The sequence below is a fragment of the Mannheimia sp. genome, from assembly GCF_056854775.1.
In genome coordinates this window covers 36,129-57,140 of record NZ_JBXGGI010000149.1, presented here as the reverse complement: position 1 = coordinate 57,140, position 21,012 = coordinate 36,129, and the positions used below count along the sequence as shown (strand labels likewise).

22 protein-coding genes are annotated in these 21,012 nt (G+C 40.9%); 6 read left to right on the top strand and 16 right to left on the bottom strand.

Annotation, left to right across the window (positions count from 1 at the left end; all coding sequences use genetic code 11):
• Window positions 1–4: 4 nt before the first annotated feature.
• The 8 genes from atpH to mnmG form a co-directional block, all read right to left on the bottom strand.
• A complete protein-coding gene (atpH, locus tag ACJHV0_RS10555) occupies window positions 5–538 on the bottom strand; it encodes a F0F1 ATP synthase subunit delta (RefSeq protein ID WP_025236985.1) in 534 nt (177 codons plus the stop codon).
• A 13-nt stretch (window positions 539–551) separates the two neighbouring features.
• Complete coding sequence (atpF, locus tag ACJHV0_RS10550; protein WP_025236986.1) at window positions 552–1,022, bottom strand: F0F1 ATP synthase subunit B; 471 nt, start codon at window positions 1,020–1,022, stop codon at window positions 552–554.
• Window positions 1,023–1,080: 58 nt separating this feature from the next.
• Window positions 1,081–1,335, bottom strand: a complete 255-nt coding sequence (gene atpE / locus ACJHV0_RS10545) for a F0F1 ATP synthase subunit C (protein WP_025236987.1) — start codon at window positions 1,333–1,335, stop codon at window positions 1,081–1,083.
• Window positions 1,336–1,482: 147 nt separating this feature from the next.
• Window positions 1,483–2,271 (bottom strand): F0F1 ATP synthase subunit A, encoded by a 789-nt coding sequence (atpB, locus tag ACJHV0_RS10540; protein WP_025236988.1) that lies wholly within the window; start codon window positions 2,269–2,271, stop codon window positions 1,483–1,485.
• Window positions 2,272–2,296: 25 nt separating this feature from the next.
• The gene (locus ACJHV0_RS10535; protein WP_025236989.1) at window positions 2,297–2,680 is read right to left on the bottom strand and encodes an ATP synthase subunit I; all 384 of its coding nucleotides are present in this window, start codon (window positions 2,678–2,680) and stop codon (window positions 2,297–2,299) included.
• 333 nt (window positions 2,681–3,013) lie between these two features.
• Entirely contained in the window at window positions 3,014–3,226 is a 213-nt protein-coding gene (locus tag ACJHV0_RS10530) for a hypothetical protein (protein WP_483134173.1), read from the bottom strand.
• Window positions 3,202–3,846, bottom strand: coding sequence for a 16S rRNA (guanine(527)-N(7))-methyltransferase RsmG (gene rsmG, locus ACJHV0_RS10525; protein WP_483134172.1), 645 nt, complete (start codon window positions 3,844–3,846; stop codon window positions 3,202–3,204). Before rsmG ends, ACJHV0_RS10530 begins: the two co-directional genes overlap by 25 nt.
• A 47-nt stretch (window positions 3,847–3,893) precedes the next feature.
• A complete protein-coding gene (gene mnmG, locus ACJHV0_RS10520; protein ID WP_483134171.1) occupies window positions 3,894–5,786 on the bottom strand; it encodes a tRNA uridine-5-carboxymethylaminomethyl(34) synthesis enzyme MnmG in 1,893 nt (630 codons plus the stop codon).
• A gap of 453 nt (window positions 5,787–6,239) precedes the next feature.
• Between mnmG and ACJHV0_RS10515 the strand changes: the two genes are divergently transcribed.
• Complete coding sequence (locus tag ACJHV0_RS10515; protein WP_188157159.1) at window positions 6,240–6,701, top strand: YchJ family protein; 462 nt, start codon at window positions 6,240–6,242, stop codon at window positions 6,699–6,701.
• 87 nt (window positions 6,702–6,788) lie between these two features.
• Window positions 6,789–7,418, top strand: coding sequence for a tellurite resistance TerB family protein (locus ACJHV0_RS10510; protein WP_188157158.1), 630 nt, complete (start codon window positions 6,789–6,791; stop codon window positions 7,416–7,418).
• Between the two features lie 86 nt (window positions 7,419–7,504).
• On the opposite strand, the gene ACJHV0_RS10505 is transcribed toward ACJHV0_RS10510, so the two are convergent.
• The gene (locus ACJHV0_RS10505; RefSeq protein WP_025234956.1) at window positions 7,505–7,729 is read right to left on the bottom strand and encodes a sulfurtransferase TusA family protein; all 225 of its coding nucleotides are present in this window, start codon (window positions 7,727–7,729) and stop codon (window positions 7,505–7,507) included.
• 9 nt (window positions 7,730–7,738) lie between these two features.
• On the bottom strand, window positions 7,739–8,776 hold the full coding sequence (locus ACJHV0_RS10500) for a YeeE/YedE family protein (protein ID WP_483134170.1): 1,038 nt from the start codon (window positions 8,774–8,776) through the stop codon (window positions 7,739–7,741).
• Window positions 8,777–9,034: 258 nt separating this feature from the next.
• Here ACJHV0_RS10500 and ACJHV0_RS10495 point away from each other — a divergent pair, with 258 nt between their 5' ends.
• Both ACJHV0_RS10495 and uriH read left to right on the top strand, forming a co-directional pair.
• A complete protein-coding gene (locus ACJHV0_RS10495) occupies window positions 9,035–10,687 on the top strand; it encodes a phospho-sugar mutase (protein ID WP_483134169.1) in 1,653 nt (550 codons plus the stop codon).
• 52 nt (window positions 10,688–10,739) lie between these two features.
• The gene (gene uriH, locus ACJHV0_RS10490) at window positions 10,740–11,672 is read left to right on the top strand and encodes a uridine-preferring nucleoside hydrolase UriH (RefSeq protein ID WP_483134168.1); all 933 of its coding nucleotides are present in this window, start codon (window positions 10,740–10,742) and stop codon (window positions 11,670–11,672) included.
• Window positions 11,673–11,688: 16 nt separating this feature from the next.
• Here uriH and recG read toward each other — a convergent pair whose 3' ends face one another.
• Entirely contained in the window at window positions 11,689–13,782 is a 2,094-nt protein-coding gene (recG, locus tag ACJHV0_RS10485) for an ATP-dependent DNA helicase RecG (protein ID WP_483134167.1), read from the bottom strand.
• Window positions 13,783–13,964: 182 nt separating this feature from the next.
• Here recG and htpG point away from each other — a divergent pair, with 182 nt between their 5' ends.
• Window positions 13,965–15,845 (top strand): molecular chaperone HtpG, encoded by a 1,881-nt coding sequence (gene htpG, locus ACJHV0_RS10480; protein WP_483134166.1) that lies wholly within the window; start codon window positions 13,965–13,967, stop codon window positions 15,843–15,845.
• Between the two features lie 45 nt (window positions 15,846–15,890).
• On the opposite strand, the gene ACJHV0_RS10475 is transcribed toward htpG, so the two are convergent.
• Window positions 15,891–16,496, bottom strand: a complete 606-nt coding sequence (locus ACJHV0_RS10475; RefSeq protein WP_483134165.1) for a hypothetical protein — start codon at window positions 16,494–16,496, stop codon at window positions 15,891–15,893.
• 178 nt (window positions 16,497–16,674) lie between these two features.
• Between ACJHV0_RS10475 and proS the strand changes: the two genes are divergently transcribed.
• On the top strand, window positions 16,675–18,390 hold the full coding sequence (gene proS, locus ACJHV0_RS10470; RefSeq protein ID WP_483134164.1) for a proline--tRNA ligase: 1,716 nt from the start codon (window positions 16,675–16,677) through the stop codon (window positions 18,388–18,390).
• A 73-nt stretch (window positions 18,391–18,463) separates the two neighbouring features.
• On the opposite strand, the gene ACJHV0_RS10465 is transcribed toward proS, so the two are convergent.
• The 4 genes from ACJHV0_RS10465 to ACJHV0_RS10450 all read right to left on the bottom strand — a co-directional run bounded on the left by ACJHV0_RS10465 (window position 18,464) and on the right by ACJHV0_RS10450 (window position 21,008).
• A complete protein-coding gene (locus ACJHV0_RS10465) occupies window positions 18,464–18,616 on the bottom strand; it encodes a DUF1232 domain-containing protein (protein WP_070065725.1) in 153 nt (50 codons plus the stop codon).
• 10 nt (window positions 18,617–18,626) lie between these two features.
• Window positions 18,627–19,067, bottom strand: a complete 441-nt coding sequence (gene mioC / locus ACJHV0_RS10460; RefSeq protein WP_483134163.1) for an FMN-binding protein MioC — start codon at window positions 19,065–19,067, stop codon at window positions 18,627–18,629.
• 134 nt (window positions 19,068–19,201) lie between these two features.
• The gene (nanA, locus tag ACJHV0_RS10455; RefSeq protein WP_283386636.1) at window positions 19,202–20,080 is read right to left on the bottom strand and encodes an N-acetylneuraminate lyase; all 879 of its coding nucleotides are present in this window, start codon (window positions 20,078–20,080) and stop codon (window positions 19,202–19,204) included.
• Window positions 20,081–20,105: 25 nt separating this feature from the next.
• Entirely contained in the window at window positions 20,106–21,008 is a 903-nt protein-coding gene (locus ACJHV0_RS10450; RefSeq protein WP_283386635.1) for an N-acetylmannosamine kinase, read from the bottom strand.
• Window positions 21,009–21,012 lie beyond the last annotated feature (4 nt).

The following is a 21,012-nucleotide window of genomic DNA, read 5'->3' as shown; positions in this document are numbered from 1 at the left end:
CCTCTTACAAGCTCAACTCTTGACTCAAGCGGTTTAGCTGTCCACGACTACTACCATCAATCACCACATCATCATAACGAATGATTACACCCGCAATTAATGAACTATCAATTGATGAAGTAATACGTACTTTTGTTCCGAGTCGCTTTTCCATCGCATTGGCAATTTTTGCTTCTTGTGCATCTGTTAATTTATCTGCAGAAACAACCTCAACATCTTTTATTGATTCGTGCTCTGCTCTTAATTCTAAAAATGCATTCAATACAGCAGGTAATACCGCTAAACGCTTATTATCAGCCATAACGCGAATGAAATTTTGCCCATATTGATCTAATTGTTCGCCGCAAATATTGATAAACGTATCAGAAATTTGACCGCTTGCAAGTGATGAACTGATGAAATCAGCTACTTGCTCATCATTCGCGACAGCTGCAGAAAATTGCAACATTTCCTGCCATTTATCCAATTGACCTTGTTCTAAAGCAAAATCGAAAGCCGCTTTAGCATAGGGGCGAGCTACTGTGCTTAATTCTGACATCTGCCCCACCTTTTTATAGTTCTGCAACTAGCTTATCAATAATATCGTTGTTCGCTGCAGCATCCACTGAACGACCGACAATTTTCTCAGCACCGGCAACAGCCAATGCAGCCACTTTTTGACGAAGCTCTTCTTGAACACGTTTACGTTCGCTTTCTACTTCAGCATAACCTTGTTCAATAATGCGTAGACGTTCAACTTCAGCCTCTGCTTGTACAGACTCTAAAATTTCATTACGACGTTTTGTTGCCAAATCAATAATTTTTTGTGCTTCTTCTTTTGCTAACAGGATTTCTTGATCTGCCGCAGCTTTAGAATCAGCCTGCTCTTGTTTCGCTTTTTCGGCAGAAGCTAAAGCATTAGCAATATTTGCTTGACGCTCTTCAATCGCTCGAATTAGCGGTGGCCATACATATTTCATACAGAACGCAACAAAGAGTGCGAACGCAATAAGCTGACCAATTAGTGTTGCATTTAAATTCACAACGCCTCCTATAAAGTTAGTTAAATTACCCGAAGGTAACGCCTATTATTTATAGGGATTAGCCTAATAAACCAATGAATGGGTTAGCGAAGATGAATAATAATGCGATACCCACAGCGATCATTGAGATAGCATCTAAAAGACCTGCAACGATAAACATTTTAGTTTGTAAGCTGTTTGCTAATTCAGGCTGGCGAGCAGAAGATTCTAAGAATTTACCACCTAATAATGCGAAACCAATCGCAGTACCGAATGCAGCGAAAGCTAATAAAATTACTGAACCAAAAATTGTTGCGGTAATTACGTTTTCCATAATGTTCTCCATAAGGGTTGAGGAATTTAGCCAAAGGCTAGGTTAGTTAAATATCAAAGGCTTATGCCTTTCATTTCATTGTTTTACAGAGCAATCACTCTACAAAATTTAAAATTGTAAAAAATTAAGATTTTTTAACCGCTTGTATTAATGATCGGCTTTATTATAACCAATACTTAAATACACGATTGTCAGCATCATAAAGATGAATGCTTGAAGCGTAATAACTAAAATGTGGAAGATAGCCCAAACAATTTGAAGCGGCACACCCAACATTTGAGGTACTATGCTTTCTGCCATATACATTACAGCAATCAAAATAAAGATTAACTCACCTGCATACATATTACCGAATAAACGGAAAGCAAGAGAAATTGGTTTAGCGAGTAAAGTAACCACTTCTAATAAGAAGTTTACCGGAATAAATGCCCAATGATTAAAAGGGTGTAACGTATATTCTTTTACAAAGCCACCAAAACCTTTCGATTTGATTGTGTAGTAGATAATTAGGCAGAATACACCAATTGATAAACCCAATGTTGCACTAATATCTGCTGTTGGTACTGCACGTAAATAATCAATACCTAGCAAACTTGCTAATTGAGGTGGATAATCAACCGGGATCAAGTCAATAGCATTCATAATGAATACCCAGCAAAAGATGGTTAATGCTAATGGACCTACTTCGTGGCGAGGACCGTGAAAGTTCTCTTTAACCACACCGTTTACCCATTCAATAATCATCTCAACAAAACATTGCCACTTACCCGGCACGCCTGTTGTTGCATTTTTTGCTGCTTTGCGGAAAAAATAAAGGAAAATAGCACCTGCTACCAATGAGAAAAATAAGGTATCTAAATGCACATTCCAAAATCCCTCACCTGTCGTTAAAAACGTCAAATGGTGAGTGATATATTCTGCGGTAGACCCAGCCATAATTTATCCTTTCAAAATTAAAAAACTATGTTGATTTCCGACTCAAGAACATCGGCAATGCAATGTTTAAAAACAGTGCTAAAAAATAACCTACAAAAAATACTAAAAATTGGAAATGCGGAATTAAGGTAAAACTCACTATCATTAAAATGATTGCAACTAACCATTTAAACCCTTCTCCCCAATAGAAAGCGGTCATTTTTGTCCGATCTTTTGCAGAATTTCTAAAGAAAACCCAATACACAAAAACACAGTGAGGCACAAAACTAGAGATGCCTCCGGCAAGAAAGGAAACAGCAATATTCCCTTTACACAAAAAAAGAATAAAAGCTAAAACTAAAATAGCTCCCGCTTCAATTCCCAACGCTCTGCGATATTGTGATTTTGCTTTATTGATTACAGCAGACACATTTTACCCTTTTTGAACAAGTTTACCTTAACAAACAGGCTAATAATTAGCCACTGTTGAATCAATGGAAATCCAACGAGAAATTATACTTTACAAATTAAGAGTTGCAACCTAAAACTTCATAAAATGAGTCATTCTTCACATTTTTGAAAAAAAACTCCGATTTTTACAAAAATGTAAAAAATTTGATCGGGGAATATATAGAAAGACAAGGTTGATTTGAAGGGAATAAGGGAAGTAAATGCGGTCATTTTGTTACAAACATATTACAATATTCTTTTGAGAACTTTGTAAAAAATAAGCCAAAAACAACCGCTTATTATCAATCATTACTTATCTAGAAAATTTATAAGCTAAATCATTCCAACGTAATTCATTTTTAAGCTGCGGTAACTCCGTATTTTCATTAATATGAATAAACTCAATACCGAAATATTCAGCGAATGTGCGTAACATTTCTGCATCAATATCCAAACTGAAAGCACTATGGTGAGCTCCGCCAGCTAAATTATCTATAGCATTTAATGTTTTTTTGCCATCTGGCACGGCAATTTTGATAATTTCAACACCACTAAATGTCTTTCACCGATCAACTCCGGCACTTGTAATTCAATCACATCTACCAATTCAATAGTCTTTTTCACCGCTTGCGCTTCAGTTTCATCATACACGCCTTTTAACGCATAAAATTTTCCGTTTTCATTCGGCAAGTGATAGCACCAATTTACCATATCATCAAGGGAGGCAAAGGCTCGACTGAGAACACCGTCAAATTGTTGCTCTTGATATTCCTCCACACGGCTCAGAACAGGGATGACATTTTGAATTCCCAACTCACGCAACACATTTTTGATAAAAGTGATGCGTTTACCCAAACTATCCAATAAAACAAATTGTTTATCAGGATTAATAATCGCCAACGGAATCCCCGGCAAACCCGGACCTGTTCCCACGTCAATAAACTTTTCGCCCTGTAAATGTTGGCTCACGACAAGGCTATCCATAATATGTTTCACCAACATTTCATCAGGGTTACGAACGGAAGTCAGGTTATAAGCTTTATTCCATTTATCCAATAATCGCACAAAACCCACTAACTGTGCTTTTTGTTGATCGGGTAGATTTATGTTTGCTTGAGCTAACAAGCGGTCTAATTTTTCTAACATTTTGCAAATTCCTAAAATAAAACCTCGGTAAACCGAGGTTTATATTATTACAGCTCACCGCGTTTTAACATTCCCTGTTTTTTTAAATTCACAAGAAGAATAGAAATCGCTGCCGGAGTGATGCCGGAAATACGGCTTGCTTGACCGATAGAAACCGGGCGATATTGCATTAATTTAGCTCGCACTTCATTGGATAAGCTGTCCACTTTGTTGTAGTCAAACTCCGGTGGAATTTGGGTGTTTTCGTGGCGTTTGTGGCGTTCAATTTCGTTGTATTGATGCTCTATGTAGCCTTGGTATTTAATCGCAATTTCTACCTGCTCAGCGGCTTGTTTATCTTCAATAGCTGGAGCAAATGGGGCGATTTGAGTGAGTTTTTCGTAGCTCATCTCTGGGCGGCGGATTAAATCTTCACCGCTTGCTTCACGGGCAAGTGGCGTGCTTAATAACGCATTGAGTTCATCTAAATTTGGCATTTGTAAATGAGCCCACGTCTGTTTTAAGCGTGTACGTTCTTGTTCAATCGCTTCCATTTTTTGGTTGAAACGCACCCAACGAGCTTCGTCAATTAAACCTAGCTGGTGAGCAATCGGCGTTAAACGAATATCGGCATTATCTTCACGCAATAATAGACGGTATTCAGCACGAGAAGTGAATACTCGGTATGGCTCTTTTGTGCCAAGCGTGCAGAGATCGTCCACCAATACGCCGGTGTAAGCCTGATCACGGGTTGGGAACCAAGCCTCTTTACCCTGCACCTGTAATGCCGCATTAATCCCTGCTAATAAACCTTGTGCTGCGGCTTCTTCGTAGCCTGTTGTACCATTGATTTGCCCCGCAAAGAATAAGCCATCAATCGCTTTGGTTTCAAGGGTTGGTTTTAAATCACGAGGGTCAAAATAGTCGTATTCAATCGCATAACCCGGTTTGATAATACGGGTGTTTTCCAAACCTTTCATCGAGTTTACGATGCCCATTTGCACATCAAACGGTAAACTGGTTGAAATGCCGTTCGGGTAAACTTCGATCGTGTTTAAACCTTCCGGTTCAAGGTAGATCTGGTGAGAATTACGATCGGCAAAACGCATCACTTTATCTTCAATAGACGGGCAGTAGCGTGGGCCAATTCCTTCGATAATCCCTGTGTACATCGGGCTGCGATCCAAATTAGAACGGATTACATCGTGAGTTTGTTCATTTGTATGGGTAATGTAGCAAGGAATTTGACGAGGGTGCTGTTCCACTGATCCCATAAATGACATTACCGGTAGCACATCATCACCGTGCTGTTTTGCCAAAACATCAAAATTAATGGTACGAGCATCTAAACGTGGCGGTGTGCCTGTTTTTAAGCGATCAACACGCAAATTCAGATCACGCAAGCGATCGGCAAGCATCGTAGCAGCCGGATCACCTGCTCGACCACCTGCATAATTATCTAAACCAATATGGATCTTACCTGCAAGGAATGTGCCAGCCGTTAAAACCACAGAACGAGATTTAAAAATTAGCCCCATTTTTGTTACCGCACCGACCGCACGGTTATTTTCCACTAAAATATCCACGATTTCTTGTTGGAAAATATCTAAATTGGGTTGATTTTCTAATGCTGTACGCACTGCATTACGGTAAAGCACACGGTCAGCTTGAGCACGGGTAGCACGTACCGCTGGGCCTTTTGAGCTATTTAATGTACGAAATTGGATCCCTGCAAAGTCGGTAGCTATCGCCATTAAACCGCCCATTGCATCAATCTCTTTCACTAAATGCCCTTTACCAATCCCCCCAATGGCAGGATTACAAGACATTTGCCCTAAAGTATCTACATTATGTGTTAAAAGTAGGGTTTTTAACCCCATACGGGCGGGAGCAAGTGCAGCCTCAGTTCCCGCGTGTCCGCCACCTACGACAATCACATCGTAAATTTGGTTATAAATCATATATCGCCTTTTCTCTCAAAAATACTGTGCAAAAATAAACTTGTATTTTAGCTTAAAAAGGGATCATCAGGGAAATAAAATTTAAATTGAACAAGATCCAAAGTTCCTTTGCTAAAGATAATATAGATCTATATAAAGATCTTTATTGTTAATCTTATTAGATCCGCTACTTTATGTGAGTAAAAGATCTTTTACAGGAAAAACAACAAGTTAAATTCAAAAATGGTCGTGAATAGATCTCACTAAAAGAAGATCTAACCTGTGGATAAAATCTAAAGTTATCCACAGAAGCTAAAATAAAGAAACTTTTAACAGTGTAATTCCCAAATAATTCAATCTTTTTTCATAAGTTATCCACATAGGGTATGTAACGTTTTTTTAGATTAAATTCCTTTTTTCGTATTTCTACAGTAAAATTTTACTCCATTTTGATATGTAAAAAAGTGAGAAAAAATGACCGCTTGTAACTGCCAATCAGGCAAAAAATATACCGAATGTTGTGAGCCTTTTCATTTAAAAGCTGAAATACCACAAACAGCAGAACAACTTATGCGTTCTCGTTACTCAGCTTATACGCTAGTTAATATTCCCTATATTGTTGAAACTACAGTTCCAAACCAGCAAAAATATCTTGACCAAGCAGCAATGAAAACGTGGGGAGAAAATACAAAATGGGCTGGTTTAGAAATCATTAAACATTTACCTAACCTTTCAAAAATACATAGCCAGGTTGAATTTAAGGCATTTTTTGATACAGAAGAGGGAAAACAAGCACATCACGAATTATCGCTTTTTGTCAAAATAGAGAGTAAATGGTTCTTTGTAGACCCTACTGTTCCTTTACCAAGTCAAAAGCAAAATTGTGTATGCGGATCGGGCAAAAAATTTAAACATTGTTGTGGTCATTATCTTTAATATTGAATTGAACTCTTTTTAAATCAAAAAGACTAAGTAAATGAATTCTATTCACCAACGACTAACTTACCTACAGGGGAACGAAAAATGGATTTCAATAAAATTTTAAACCAAGTGTTAAATACGGCAAAAGATGCAGCAACTAACGGATTAATCAAAGGTAATACGACAAATGACCAAATCGCCAAAGTAGGTGGTGGTGCTGCTGCTCTAGGTCTTATTTCAATGTTATTTGGACGCAAAGGCGGCTCAGGTTTAGCGAAATTAGGTTCTTTAGCCGCACTAGGTAGTTTGGCTTATCAAGCATATCAAAGATATCAAGAACAAAATGCGTCAGCGTCTCAATTAAGCCAAGATAATTTTGAAGAAGTTGATGCGAATGAAGCAAGTAAAGTGATTTTACAAGCAATGATTGCCGCAGCGGCAGCAGATGGTGCAATTACTGAAGATGAAAAAGCCGCAATTGTTGCACAAGTATCACAAGATCCGGAAGTATTATCGTGGATTAGTCAAGAAATGAATAGTCCTGCAAGCGTAGAAGAAATTGCTCGTCAAGTAGGTAATGATCAAGCTCTTGCGACTCAAGTTTACCTTGCTGCTCGTGCAGTATGTACAAACTTAGAGCGTAAAGAAATCATTTTCTTAGCAAACTTAGCGAATGCACTAGGTTTACCGGATGCGTTAGTTGAACAGTTAGAAAAAGATGCCGGATTCTAAATTGAGACTATTTTAGTTTAGCTACAAGCGGTTATATTTTGAGAGTTTTTTGCAAAAAACTTGTGAAATATGACCGCTTGTTCTTTTTAAGCTTTTTGGATAACAATTTCCCAAGCGGCATCACCAATTTGAGCGAAATGAGTAACAGGATAATTATTCTCAGCAGCCCAGCGAGGTAAATTTTCTGTAGCTTCAGCACAAGTAAATTGGATAGCCAACTCGTCGCCAATATTTAAATCAACAATTTTCTTTTTAGCTTCCATTAATGGATAAGGGCATAGATGCCCTTGAGTATCAAGCTCGTAACGCATATTTTCTCCTTATTGAGGTTGTTTAGTCGGTCGGATATGGATGAAATAAGTCATAATCCATACTCCTAGCATAATAAAAAACAGTGAAATCCAGCCTTTGGCACTCATTATTGCTGTTGCCGTTAAACCATTGCCAATCGTACAACCACCGGCAAGTGAAGCTCCTATTCCCATTAATAATCCGCCGATGACACTGTTCCGACAAGTTGCTAGATCAGGCATCCGCCATTTAAACTCTTTACTCCCTTTGGCTGCAATGTAAGAACCAAGCATAATGCCTAATACAAGGAATACTCCCCAGTTTATTAACTTAGCATCTCCGGTAACAGTATATCGAATGATATTAGCCGATGGACCTGTGATACCTAATCCGGCTGATTTCCCATACAGAGCATTTACTCCCCAAGCGGCAAAAGCTAATAATCCAATTAATACAGCAGCAAAAAATGGGTGGTAACGTTTTTCGAATAAATAGTGGCGAATACCGGTCCATTTAGGTGGTAAAGAAGCAACTTTAAGTGTTGGTTTTGACAATGTTCGATAAACTAAAAAGCCAGTAATAGTAATAAGTATCCCGATTAACCACCATATAGATATATTTAATAAAACAGCTAAGTTTTCCTCTATTTTGCCGTATTGCATCATTGATTTTGTAAAATCACTTAATGCACCAAATCGCATCGCAGCAGCACTAATCATATACATCAATAATGCAATCCAAGCACTAATTAACCCTTCACCTGCGTGATACCAAGTACCGGTAGCACAGCCAGTTGCTAAGATAATACTCATACCAAAAATTAATGAACCGATAATAGTGGTTGGGAGTGAGAAATCTTTATAAGGTAAAGTGATATAACCCAATTCCATTAAGGAAACTACGCCTATACTTTGCACCGAAATTGCGATTAGCAAAGCATAAAACATACGATTATTTTTGAGGAGATACATATCACGAAATCCGCCTGTTAAGCAGAAGCGGGTGCGTTGAAAAATAAAACCAAGTAATCCGCCGATTATCAAGGCTGATAAGAAAGACCAAAACATAACTAAACCTTAGTATAATGTAATGAAAAAGAGGTAGACATTTTTGTCGTGTTTATAAACTTTGTCAATTGAGTTAATCATATTTTGTGAGATTTCTCACAAATTTCATTTTTGTGTCCGATTTTATATTAGATAAAAAAGTAAACGTTTGCCTGAGTTTTATTTGATAACTCGATCACAAAAAAGCAAATAAGTCCTTTAAAATAAAGGTTCTTTGCGTTAGTCTAAGTCAAATTTTAAATTATAAAGGAGTAAAAAATGACTATTTTTCAAGTTGCTCAAAACTGGTTAGCACAAGACCCTGATGCTGAAACTCGTGCGGAATTAGAACAACTCATTCAAGCAGCTCAATCTGATGAAAAAGCTAAAGAAGAGTTAGAAGCTCGTTTTGATGGACGTTTACAATTCGGTACGGCAGGTTTGCGAGGCAGATTACAAGCAGGCTCTCAAGGTATGAACCGTGTATTGGTTGCACAAGCGGCTGGTGGATTAGCAGAATTTGTGAAAGGTTATGATAAATCCCCTTCTATTGTGATTGGTTACGATGGTCGTAAAAATTCTGATGTGTTTGCTCGCGATACCGCAGAAATTATGGCAGCGGCGGGTATTAAAACTTACTTGTTACCTCGTAAATTACCTACACCTGTGCTTGCCTTTGCCATTCAATATTTTGACACTACAGCCGGTGTAATGGTTACTGCGAGCCACAATCCACCTGAAGATAACGGTTACAAGGTTTACTTAGGTAAAGCCAACGGTGGTGGACAAATTGTTTCCCCAGCGGATAAAGAGATCGCAGCGTTAATCGACAAAGTCGCAAGCGGTAGCATTTCTGATTTACCTCGCAGCCAAGATTTCACCGTGTTAGATGATGAAGTGGTAAATAAATATATTGAAAAAACTGCCTCGCTTGCAAAACAGCCAAAAGCGGAGATCAACTATGTTTATACCGCAATGCACGGCGTAGGCTATGAGGTATTAAGCAAAACCTTAGCCAAAGCAGGATTACCGCAACCACATTTAGTAGAAGCACAAATTCAGCCGGACGGCTCATTTCCAACGGTAAATTTCCCAAACCCGGAAGAGAAAGGGGCATTGGACTTAGCCATTGAATTAGCGAAAGCGAAAAATGCAGAATTCATTATTGCAAATGACCCCGATGCTGACCGTTTAGCGGTTGCTGTACCGGATGCTCAAGGTAATTGGAAACCTCTTCACGGCAACGTGATTGGTTGTTTCTTAGGTTGGTATTTAGCGAAACAGTACCGCGCACAGGGCAAAAAAGGCGTACTAGCTTGTTCACTTGTATCTTCCCCTGCATTAGCGGAAATTGCAAAAAAATATGGGTTAGAGTCAGAAGAAACGCTTACCGGCTTTAAATATATCGGCAAAGTTGAAAACCTCTTATTTGGCTTTGAAGAAGCGTTAGGCTATTTGGTTGATCCGGACAAAGTGCGTGATAAAGACGGTATTTCAGCGGCAATTATGTTCTTAGATTTAGTTTGCAGCTTGAAAAAAGAGGGTAAAACACTGGCAGATTACACCGCAGAATTTGTGAAAGAATTTGGGGCTTATGTAAGCGGTCAAATTTCTATTAGAGTTTGCGATTTAGCAGAAATCGGTAAATTAATGACCGCTTTACGCAATAATCCGCCGGCAGACATCGGTGGATTTAAAGTCGTTGAATTTATCGATCATACAAAAACGCCACGTCAAAATGATATTTTAGTATTCATTTTAGAAAATGGCAGCCGTTTAATTGCCCGTCCTTCAGGTACTGAACCAAAAATTAAGTTCTACTTAGATGCTCGAGGTACTGATGCAGCAAATGCCGAAGAAGTACTAAGCCAATTTGATGCAAGTGTGCGTGCATTACTACGTCAAGAACAATACGGCAAACAAGATTGCTGATTTTTACTAAGAGAGGGTTATTCCCTCTCATTTTTTTATAAAGGAGAAACTAATGGCTCAAAAAATTATTTTAGATTGCGACCCGGGGCACGATGATGCAATTGCGATGATGTTAGCTTGGGGAAATCCGAATATTGATTTACTCGCTGTTACTACAGTTGTAGGCAATCAAACATTAGAGAAAGTGTCTCGTAATGCGTTAGCGGTGGCGGAAATTGCGAATATCCGCAATATTCCTTTTGCGAAAGGTTGCCCTCGTCCACTTGTGCGTGAGGTGGAAAATGCCCCTGATATTCACGGTGATTCAGGAATGGATGGTCCTAAACTACCTGAACCTACTCAGCAATTTTCCGAAAAACACGCCGCTCAATTAATTATTGATTTAGTGATGTCGCACCCTGAAAAAACCATCACCTTAGTGCCAACCGGCGGTTTAACCAATATTGCGTTAGCTGCTCGATTAGAGCCTCGCATTATTGAGCGAGTGAAAGAAGTGGTGCTGATGGGCGGTGGTTATCACACAGGTAACTGGAGTGCAGTGGCGGAGTTTAATATCAAGATTGACCCAGAAGCCGCTCACATAGTATTTAATGCGGGCTGGAAAGTAACGATGGTTGGCTTAGATTTAACTCACCAAGCACTTGCAACCCCTGATGTAGTAGAACGTTTCAAAGCCTTAAACAGCAAACCGGGACAGTTTGTAGTTGAGCTTTTAGCATTCTTCTCCAAAAAGTATAAACAAGTGCAAAACTTTGATGCCCCACCGGTGCACGATGCTTGTGCGGTAGCTTATGTGATTGACCCAACCTTGATTGAAGTGGAACAAGTACCGGTCAATATTGAATTAACCGGCACGCACACGCTTGGAATGACGGTCGCAGATTTCCGCTACCCGCCGAAACCGTGCAATACTTGGGTAGCGAAAAAATTAGATAAAGACCGTTTTTGGAATTTGGTAATCGATTCTATCAAAAATCTCGGCTAACCTAATCATCAACTTGTTAAGCGTTGGTATATTCCGCTTTATCATCTAACCAACGCTTAATTAATGCCTGTGCAAGCGGTGGATTTTCCACAATAATTTGCTTAGCGTAGTGTTGCACAAGCGGAATCATTTTGCGGTCTCGCATTAAATCCGCCACCTTAAATTCAGCCATTCCGGTCTGTTTTGTACCGAGAATTTCCCCTGTGCCTCGAATTTCCAAATCTTTTTCTGCAATGAAAAAACCGTCTTGGCTATCTCGCATTACCTGTAAACGCTTGCTGGAAATTTTGCCGAGAGGCGGTTTGTACATCAACACGCAATGTGAGGCGGTTGCTCCTCGCCCTACTCGTCCACGTAATTGGTGAAGCTGAGCCAAGCCCAAACGCTCTGAATTTTCAATAATCATCAGGCTGGCATTTGGCACGTCCACGCCCACTTCAATCACGGTGGTTGCCACGAGTAAATCCAACTCTGCCGCTTTGAATGATGCCATAATGGCTTGCTTTTCTTGCGGTTTCATTCGACCGTGTACTAAACCGATACGCAAATCAGGTAAGGCTCGTTGCAAATCTTCGGCAATCGCTGCTGCGGCTTGAGCCTCTAACACTTCCGATTCATCAATTAAGGTACACACCCAATAGGCTTGGCGGTTTTCGTTTTTACAGGCTTGATAAACCCGTTGCACAATTTCTGCTCGTCTGTCTTCCGAAATCACCACGGTGGTAATAGGGGTTCGCCCCGGTGGGAGCTCGTCAATAATGGAGGTGTCTAAATCCGCATAAACCGTCATTGCCAGCGTTCTTGGAATTGGGGTGGCAGTCATAATCAGTTGGTGCGGATAAATGTCCTGCCCGTTAGCATTTTTCGCCCCTTTTTCACGCAGTGTTAAGCGTTGATGCACGCCAAAACGGTGTTGTTCATCAATAATCACTAAGGCTAGATGATGGAATTCTACCGCCTCTTGGAACAGAGCGTGCGTGCCGATGATCATCTGCACCTCGCCGTTTTTTATCGCCTCAATTTGAGCGGTGCGAGCTTTACCTTTCACTTTACCGGCAAGCCAACCCACTTCAATGCCAAAGGGTTTAAGCCAGTTGGCAAAGTTATTAGCGTGCTGCTCGGCTAAGATTTCAGTCGGTGCCATCAGAGCAACTTGCTTGCCATTATCAATCGCTAACAGAGCAGCCAAAGCTGCAACCAGCGTTTTTCCTGACCCCACATCACCTTGTACTAACCGCATCATTGGGTTTGGACGTGCTAAATCTTGCTCAATATCCGTCGTAACTCGGCTTTGGGCGTTGGTTGGTTGGAATGGTAGGCTTGCTAAAAAGCGATCTTTCAAATCTGTTTTATAGGTTAGTGGCTCGGCGAACTGCTGTTTGACCCCTAAACGAAGTTGCTGCATCGCTAAATTATGGGCAAGCAATTCCTCAAAAATCAATCGTTTTTGGGCGGGATGTTCGCCTTTTTCTAGAATTTCTGCCGAAATAGTTGGTGGCGGACGGTGCAACAACTGCAACGCCTCTTTTAAGCTATATTTATGTGGATTGTATTCATCGGGCAATAATTCTGCCACTTTCACATTGTTTAATACCGCTAAGGCTTGCTCGGTCATTTTGCGTAATGATGCTTGTTTTAAGCCTTCGGTGGTGGAATAAATCGGCGTGAGCGTTTCCGCTAGTTCAAGCGGTTGATTATTACGGATAATTTGATATTCGGGGTGATGAATTTCCGCCATAAAACGCCCACGTTTCACTTCGCCAAAGGCTTTTACCCGAACGCCTGTAGCAAGGCTGTTTTTCATTCCTGCATTGAAATTAAAGAATTTGAGCATAATTTTGCTCGTGCCGTCAGAAAGCGTAACGGATAAAATCGGTCTACGCCCGAATTGCACTTCAGTGAGTTGTACATAACCCTCAATGGTGCAGTAACTTTCAGGGCGAACATCGGCAATCGGCGTAATGCGAGTACGATCTTCATATCTCATCGGCAGATGAAATAACAAATCCTGCACATTATTAATGCCGATACGCCCTAGTTTTTCTGCGATTGCAGCCCCTACGCCCGAAAGAGCGGTTAGAGGGACACCGTCTAATAATTGTTCGCTCATTATATTTATTCAAATAACCATTATTGGAAACAAGTATAAGGGGAAAATAACGTTTTCTCTATTTTTTAATCATTTTTCTTACAGACAAGCGGTATTTTTTCTCCCATTTTTTGCAAAAAATCTTGAAAATTTGACCGCTTGCCCCATTTAGTTTCTGTTTTTAGATGAAAAAGGAATACACAATGGCAAATCAAGAAACCCGTGGCTTCCAGTCGGAAGTAAAACAGCTTTTACAGCTGATGATCCATTCTCTCTACTCTAACAAAGAAATTTTCCTGCGTGAGCTGATCTCAAATGCGAGTGATGCGGCGGATAAACTCCGTTTCAAAGCCCTTTCCGAGCCGGCTCTATATGAAGGCGATGGTGAGTTGCGTGTGCGTGTGTCGATTGATGAAACGCTTGGCACTATTACCATTGCCGATAACGGTATCGGTATGACTCGTGAGCAGGTAATTGACCATTTAGGCACGATTGCGAAATCAGGCACAAAAGAATTTTTAGCCTCACTCGGCACAGAACAAGCCAAAGATAGTCAGCTGATCGGTCAATTTGGCGTGGGCTTCTATTCTTCATTTATTGTAGCGGATAAAGTTACCGTCAAAACCCGTGCTGCTGGCGTGCCAGCCGAACAAGGCGTGATTTGGGAATCGGCAGGCGAAGGGGAATATACCATTGCTGATTTTGAGAAAGCTGATCGTGGCACGGAAATCATTCTACACTTGCGTGAAGAAGAAAAGGCATTTTTAAATGAATGGCGTTTGCGTGAGATTATCGGTAAATACTCCGACCATATCGGCTTAGCGGTGGAAATTCAGACCAACGAATACGATGACGAAGGTAAAACAAGCGGTCAAAAATGGGAAAAAATTAACAAAGCTCAAGCCCTTTGGACGAGATCGAAAAATGAGATTTCAGACGAAGAATATAAAGAGTTCTACAAGCACATCAGCCACGATTTTGCCGATCCGTTGCTCTGGTCGCATAACAAAGTTGAAGGTAAACAAGAGTACACCAGCTTGCTCTATGTGCCGAGCAAAGCTCCGTGGGATTTATTCCAACGTGAGCAGAAACACGGCTTGAAACTCTACGTTCAGCGTGTATTTATTATGGATGATGCAGAAGTGTTTATGCCGAACTACCTGCGTTTTATGCGTGGTCTATTAGACACTAACGATTTGCCACTCAACGTCAGTCGTGAAATTCTGCAAGAAAACCGAGTAACCCAATCGCTCCGTTCTGCTCTGACTAAGCGTGCATTGCAATTACTGGAAAAACTAGCGAAAGACGATGCGGAAAAATATGCTCAATTCTGGCAAGCGTTCGGTTTAGTGCTGAAAGAAGGCGTGGGCGAAGATTTTGCCAACAAGCAACAGGTGGCAGGCTTGCTCCGTTTTGCTTCAACGCACTCAGACAGTAGCGAACAAGCGGTCAGTTTTGCCGATTATATTGCAAGAATGAAAGAGGGGCAGAAAGCGATCTACTTCTTAACTGCCGACAGCTATAGTGCTGCCAAAAACAGTCCGCATTTAGAGCTATTTAACAAAAAAGGCATTGAAGTATTACTGCTTTCTGACCGCATTGATGAGTGGTTAATCAGTCATCTTACCGAATTTGACGGTAAACCATTGCAAAGCATTACCAAGTCGGATTTAGACTTAGGCGACCTTGCCGACAAAGCGGAAGAAGAAACCCAAAAAGCCCAAGAGGCAGAATTTGGCTCATTCTTAGAACGAGCAAAGGGCTACTTTGGTGAACGGGTTAAAAATGTAGTGCTCACTCATCGCTTAACTGATACCCCTGCTGTGGTTTCCACCGATAGCGACGAAATGACCACCCAAATGGCAAAACTCTTTGCTGCAATGGGGCAACAAGCACCGGAAGTAAAATATACTTTCGAGCTAAACCCGGATCATACTATGGTGAAAAAAGTAGCGGATATTGCAAGTGATGATGAGTTTAATGAGTGGATTGAATTACTGTTTGAGCAGGCATTACTCTCCGAACGAGGCACGCTGGAAAACCCAACGGCATTTATTAAACGAATGAATAAACTCTTAGGGTAATAACAAAAAAACACCTTCAATGAAGGTGTTTTTTGTTAGAAAGAATTACTGCTTATTAGTTTCTGGTTGTTGTTCCGCTTTTTGCTCTCGATGACCTTCTAAAGATTGCTCTTCCGGTAAGGCTTGCTCTTTATGCGGAGCAGGTTCTTCTTGACCCACGGCTTTAGATAATTCTTCAGGGGTGGTTTGCTGAACGGCTGGTTTAGTCTCAGGTGTTACGCCTGTTGATGCTGAGGTTGGATTGTGCTCAAGCATTTTTGCGTGAGCTTCTGGTTTTTGCTCATTGGCTAATGTTTTTGGCTCTGGTTGAGCTTGATTAGCTTGTGGAACATCAACAGGTTGCTGCTGTTGCTGACCTTCAAGTGATTGTTCTTCCGGTAATGCTTGTTGCTCACTCGGTGCTGGTGTTGGTTCAGAATCTTTTGCTTGAGCTGCCGCTTCTTCTTTTGTAACAGGCGGAAGAGGCTCAGGTTTTTTCACCTCCAACTCTTTGTGTTGCTCTGCAACTTGTTGAGATGGTTGTTGAGCTTCCGTTTTTGCCGGTTCAACCGTTTCTACTTTTTCTTCTTTCTTATCGTTATTGCCGATCAGATAATTACCGCCAATAAATGCTACTAAAACCAGTGCAATTAATAAAAATATTCTAGCCATAGTTGATCTCCTTTATCAAGTTTTCCTTATCCTAACATTTTTTTAACGCGATACACAACAAGCGGTTAAATTTCCGAAAAATTTTGCAAATTGCAAAAAAGATCGGAAATTTGACCGCTTTTGTTTTAAAATAAGCAGATTTTTGAGATTTTAATATTTAAGAGAAATAGGAATAACAATGCGTACAAGTCAGTATTTATTTTCAACCCTGAAAGAAACCCCGAACGATGCACAAGTCGTCAGCCACCAATTAATGTTGCGTGCGGGTATGATTCGCCCGATGGCTTCCGGTTTATATAACTGGTTGCCAACCGGGATTCGTGTGTTGAAAAAAGTGGAAAATATCATTCGTGAAGAAATGAACAAAGGCGGGGCGATTGAGGTATTAATGCCGGTGGTTCAGCCTGCGGAATTGTGGGTGGAATCCGGTCGTTGGAACGATTATGGTCCGGAATTGCTACGTTTTAAAGATCGTGGTGAGCGTGATTTCGTGCTTGGTCCAACACACGAAGAAGTGATTACCGATTTAGTTCGCCGAGAAGTTTCTTCATACAAACAACTTCCGCTGAATCTTTACCAAATCCAAACCAAATTCCGTGATGAAGTTCGCCCTCGTTTCGGCGTAATGCGTTCTCGTGAGTTTGTGATGAAAGATGCTTACTCTTTCCACACAGACAAAGAGAGCCTACAAGAAACCTATGATGTGATGTACCAAGTTTACAGCAACATCTTTACCCGTCTTGGCTTAGATTTTCGTGCGGTGCAAGCGGATACCGGTTCAATTGGTGGCTCGGCTTCGCACGAGTTCCAAGTGTTAGCTTCAAGTGGCGAAGATGATGTGGTGTTCTCAACTGAGTCAGATTTTGCGGCAAATATTGAATTGGCGGAAGCGGTTGCGGTGGGTGAACGCCAAGCACCAACGGCGGCAATGGAATTAGTGGATACGCCAAATGCAAAAACAATCAATGAGTTAGTGGAAAATCACGGTTTAGCGATTGAAAAAACGGTGAAAACCTTGATCGTAAAAGGTTCAACCGAAGAACAACCATTAATCGCATTAGTGATTCGTGGCGACCACGATTTAAACGAAATCAAAGCCCAAAAACATCCGTTAGTGGCAGACCCTCTTGAATTTGCTGATGAAGCGGAGATTAAAGCCAAAATCGGGGCGAGCGTGGGTTCATTAGGCGTAATTAACTTACCAATTCCGGCGATTATCGACCGCTCTGTAGCGTTGATGTCAGATTTCGGTTGTGGTGCAAACATTGATGGTAAACACTACTTCAACGTGAACTGGGAACGTGATGTGGCAATGCTGGAAACGTTTGACTTGCGAAATGTAGTGGAAGGCGACCCAAGCCCGGACGGTAAAGGTACGCTTCAAATCAAGCGTGGTATCGAAGTAGGGCATATTTTCCAATTAGGGAAAAAATATTCCGAAGCGATGAAAGCAACCGTTCAAGGCGAAGACGGTAAACCGCTAGTGATGACAATGGGTTGTTACGGTATCGGTGTAACCCGTGTGGTTGCGGCTGCGATTGAGCAACATCACGATGAGCGTGGTATTATCTGGCCAAGCGATGAAATTGCACCATTTACGGTAGCAATTGTGCCAATGAATATGCACAAATCAGAAAGCGTTCAAGCCTTTGCAGAAGAGTTATATTCAACCTTAAAAGCACAAGGTGTTGATGTGATTTTTGATGATCGTAAAGAACGCCCGGGTGTGATGTTTGCGGATATGGAATTAATCGGTGTGCCACATATGGTAGTAATTGGCGAGAAAAACCTTGAAAATGGCGAGATTGAATACAAAAACCGCCGCAACGGTGAGAAACAGATGATAGCCAAAGAGAGCTTACTTGATTTCTTAAAAGAAAACGTGAAAGCATAATTGGCAAAATTCTAGCGAAAAAAGACCGCTTGTAACCTCTACAAGCGGTCTTTTTTTATCAATTTTTTGCAAGTTATTTTTTCAGAAGGGTTTGAATCAGTAATAAAATTGCGGCGGCATCATCCACTAAGCCAAGCGGACCTAAAATCGCCTCAGGTAAAATATCCACCGGACTAAACAGATAAACTAAAATAATGGCAACTTTAATCCATTTTGCTTTGTTCATTTGGCAGCCTTTATAGTTTTTCCAAAAAATTAGGTAACCACTCTTCAGCACTTGCATCGTGGTCAAAATTATTCACCACATCAATGCGTAGCGATTCGCACACTTGGTTTGCACCTTTAGCTTTCAACGCATTTTCGACAATATTGACCGCATTGCAGAAAGTGTCGTAATCGGAACTGCCTAAGCCAATCACACCAAATTTCATTGCACTGAAATCGGCAGAGCTTGCGGCTAAATCATTAAAAAGCGGTTGGATATTATCCGGTAGCTCTCCTGCTCCGTGGGTAGAAGTTACCACAATTAAATGCGATTTCCCTTCAATATCGGCAAGGGTCGCTTGGTTAAATAACTCCACCTCAAAACCTTGGCTGCTTAATACATCATTAAGGTGATCGGCAACATATTCCGCTCCGCCTAAGGTACTGCCGGTAATAATGCAAATTGATGTCATAGTAAATCTCTTGTTAGAAATAGTTGGAGTATTCTAGCGAAGATGGGAGGCTTTGCAAATATAAAAAAGCACCTTGAGTAGTTGGTTACATCAAGGTGCAAAGTTTTATTGCTTTATTGTAGTTTTATAAGAAATTATAGGAATTTCGCTTTTAACTCTTTCACAACTGCTTTTTGTTGTGCGTTGAGTTCTTTCGTCATTGGCTCACGGCAGTAACCAGCTTCAACACCTTCTTCTTCCAATAAGCCTTTGATGGTTTGATATAAACCGTTGCCTAAAATGCCTTCGATTAAATCGTTGGTTACGTTTTGGATTTCAAATGCTTCTTTGATTTTACCTTCACGTGCTAATTCAAAGATTTGACGCGCACGGATACCGTTTACGTTGAAGGTTGAGCCGATTGCACCGTCTACACCTAATACGGTTGCTGGTAACATCATTTCATCGAAACCTGCATAGATTAAGTGGTTAGGGAACGCTTTACGCAGACGCTCTAATAGATAGAAATCGCCAGCGGTGAATTTCACACCGATGATTTTTTCATTTTCAAATAATTCTGCGAATTGGCTCACACCGATGTTTACCCCTGTTAAGAACGGGATGGAATAAACAATCATTTTGTTGCCGGTTTCACGAATAATGGTTTCGTAGAAGTTTTTGATTTCCGCAAAGCTGAATTTGTAGTAGAACGGTGTTACCGCTGATAGGCTGTCGTAGCCTAATTCGGTTGCGTATTTACCGAGCTCTACCGCTTCTTTTAAGTTTACGCTACCCACTTGAGCGATTAATGCAATTTCGTCTTTCGCTTCATCTTTCGCAATACGGAAAATTTCTTTTTTCTCTTCGGTTGAAAGCATAAAGTTTTCACCGGTTGAGCCGCCCACATATAAACCGTCCACTTTCATCTTGTCGATGTTGTAGCGGACGATTTGACGTAAACCTTTCTCGTTGATCGTGCCGTCTTCGTTAAAAGAAACGAGTAACGCACTAAAAATACCTTTTAAATTTTTCATTTGAATCTCCAAAATAAGAGTTTGGTTAAAGAGTTAATCCTTGTTTAATGCGATTTTCCGCCCAATATGCTGCACCGATTAAGCCGGCATCTTGTCCAGATTTTGCATTTTCTAATGCACACTGATAAACAGTAGGCATTTCTGATAAGTAGCGTTGAACAAGCGGCAAATACCCTTCCGCCAAGCCCACACTACCACCTAAAACCACTTTTTGTATATCTAAACTGATTTTTAAATCTGCAATTAAATTAGCAATGGCTTTTGCAGATTTTTCTACTAATTCGACCGCTTGTTGATTACCTTGTCTAAAGCGTTCGAATACTTCCTTAGGTGAGCAAGGCTCCGCCCATTTGCTGGAAACTGCCTCAATCGCTCTGCCGGCAGCAATGGCTTCAACACAACCCACTCGACCACAACCGCAAACAGGACCGTTTGGATCAGCAAGCGTGTGTCCGATATGACCGGCAATGCCGTTCGGACCGGTTTGTAACTCGCCGTTTAAAATAATACCGCCGCCTACGCCGGTGGAAACGGTAATAAATACAAAGTTTTTGACCGCTTGTGCGTTCTCAAATAAATATTCCGCACATACCGCTGCTTGTACATCATTTAATAAACCAATCGGCTTATCGGTGTGGTGAGCGATGCTCTCTTTCAGTGGGAATTCTGCCAATCCGCCCAAGTTTTTAGGGTTTAGGGCGGTTAAAACCCCTTGGTTGATAATGCCGGTTGAGGCAACCGCAATAAAATCAAATTGCCCTTGGTAGCCTTGCATAATCTCTGAAATAGCTTGGTGTAAACTTTCCGCCTGATCTTCTTGAGGTCTATCGGTTGGGGTTTGAATTTGCTTACGTTGTTCCACTTGATTGTTGTGAACAATCGCCGTCGCAATTTTCGTACCACCAATATCTATAGCTAAACAACGCATACGT

What these genes read in the sequence shown, in the direction of transcription:
- rsmG (WP_483134172.1), bottom strand. Translation starts at nt 3,846, where the DNA reads ATGTTAGAAAAATTAGACCGCTTGTTAGCTCAAGCAAACATAAATCTA.
- ACJHV0_RS10475 (WP_483134165.1), bottom strand. Translation starts at nt 16,496, where the DNA reads ATGGCTAGAATATTTTTATTAATTGCACTGGTTTTAGTAGCATTTATT.
- uriH (WP_483134168.1), top strand. Translation starts at nt 10,740, where the DNA reads ATGGCTCAAAAAATTATTTTAGATTGCGACCCGGGGCACGATGATGCA.
- htpG (WP_483134166.1), top strand. Translation starts at nt 13,965, where the DNA reads ATGGCAAATCAAGAAACCCGTGGCTTCCAGTCGGAAGTAAAACAGCTT.
- ACJHV0_RS10450 (WP_283386635.1), bottom strand. Translation starts at nt 21,008, where the DNA reads ATGCGTTGTTTAGCTATAGATATTGGTGGTACGAAAATTGCGACGGCG.
- ACJHV0_RS10500 (WP_483134170.1), bottom strand. Translation starts at nt 8,776, where the DNA reads ATGTTTTGGTCTTTCTTATCAGCCTTGATAATCGGCGGATTACTTGGT.
- ACJHV0_RS10515 (WP_188157159.1), top strand. Translation starts at nt 6,240, where the DNA reads ATGACCGCTTGTAACTGCCAATCAGGCAAAAAATATACCGAATGTTGT.
- recG (WP_483134167.1), bottom strand. Translation starts at nt 13,782, where the DNA reads ATGAGCGAACAATTATTAGACGGTGTCCCTCTAACCGCTCTTTCGGGC.
- atpB (WP_025236988.1), bottom strand. Translation starts at nt 2,271, where the DNA reads ATGGCTGGGTCTACCGCAGAATATATCACTCACCATTTGACGTTTTTA.
- ACJHV0_RS10510 (WP_188157158.1), top strand. Translation starts at nt 6,789, where the DNA reads ATGGATTTCAATAAAATTTTAAACCAAGTGTTAAATACGGCAAAAGAT.
- mnmG (WP_483134171.1), bottom strand. Translation starts at nt 5,786, where the DNA reads ATGATTTATAACCAAATTTACGATGTGATTGTCGTAGGTGGCGGACAC.
- ACJHV0_RS10465 (WP_070065725.1), bottom strand. Translation starts at nt 18,616, where the DNA reads ATGAACAAAGCAAAATGGATTAAAGTTGCCATTATTTTAGTTTATCTG.
- atpH (WP_025236985.1), bottom strand. Translation starts at nt 538, where the DNA reads ATGTCAGAATTAAGCACAGTAGCTCGCCCCTATGCTAAAGCGGCTTTC.
- mioC (WP_483134163.1), bottom strand. Translation starts at nt 19,067, where the DNA reads ATGACATCAATTTGCATTATTACCGGCAGTACCTTAGGCGGAGCGGAA.
- ACJHV0_RS10505 (WP_025234956.1), bottom strand. Translation starts at nt 7,729, where the DNA reads ATGCGTTACGAGCTTGATACTCAAGGGCATCTATGCCCTTATCCATTA.
- ACJHV0_RS10495 (WP_483134169.1), top strand. Translation starts at nt 9,035, where the DNA reads ATGACTATTTTTCAAGTTGCTCAAAACTGGTTAGCACAAGACCCTGAT.
- proS (WP_483134164.1), top strand. Translation starts at nt 16,675, where the DNA reads ATGCGTACAAGTCAGTATTTATTTTCAACCCTGAAAGAAACCCCGAAC.
- atpE (WP_025236987.1), bottom strand. Translation starts at nt 1,335, where the DNA reads ATGGAAAACGTAATTACCGCAACAATTTTTGGTTCAGTAATTTTATTA.
- nanA (WP_283386636.1), bottom strand. Translation starts at nt 20,080, where the DNA reads ATGAAAAATTTAAAAGGTATTTTTAGTGCGTTACTCGTTTCTTTTAAC.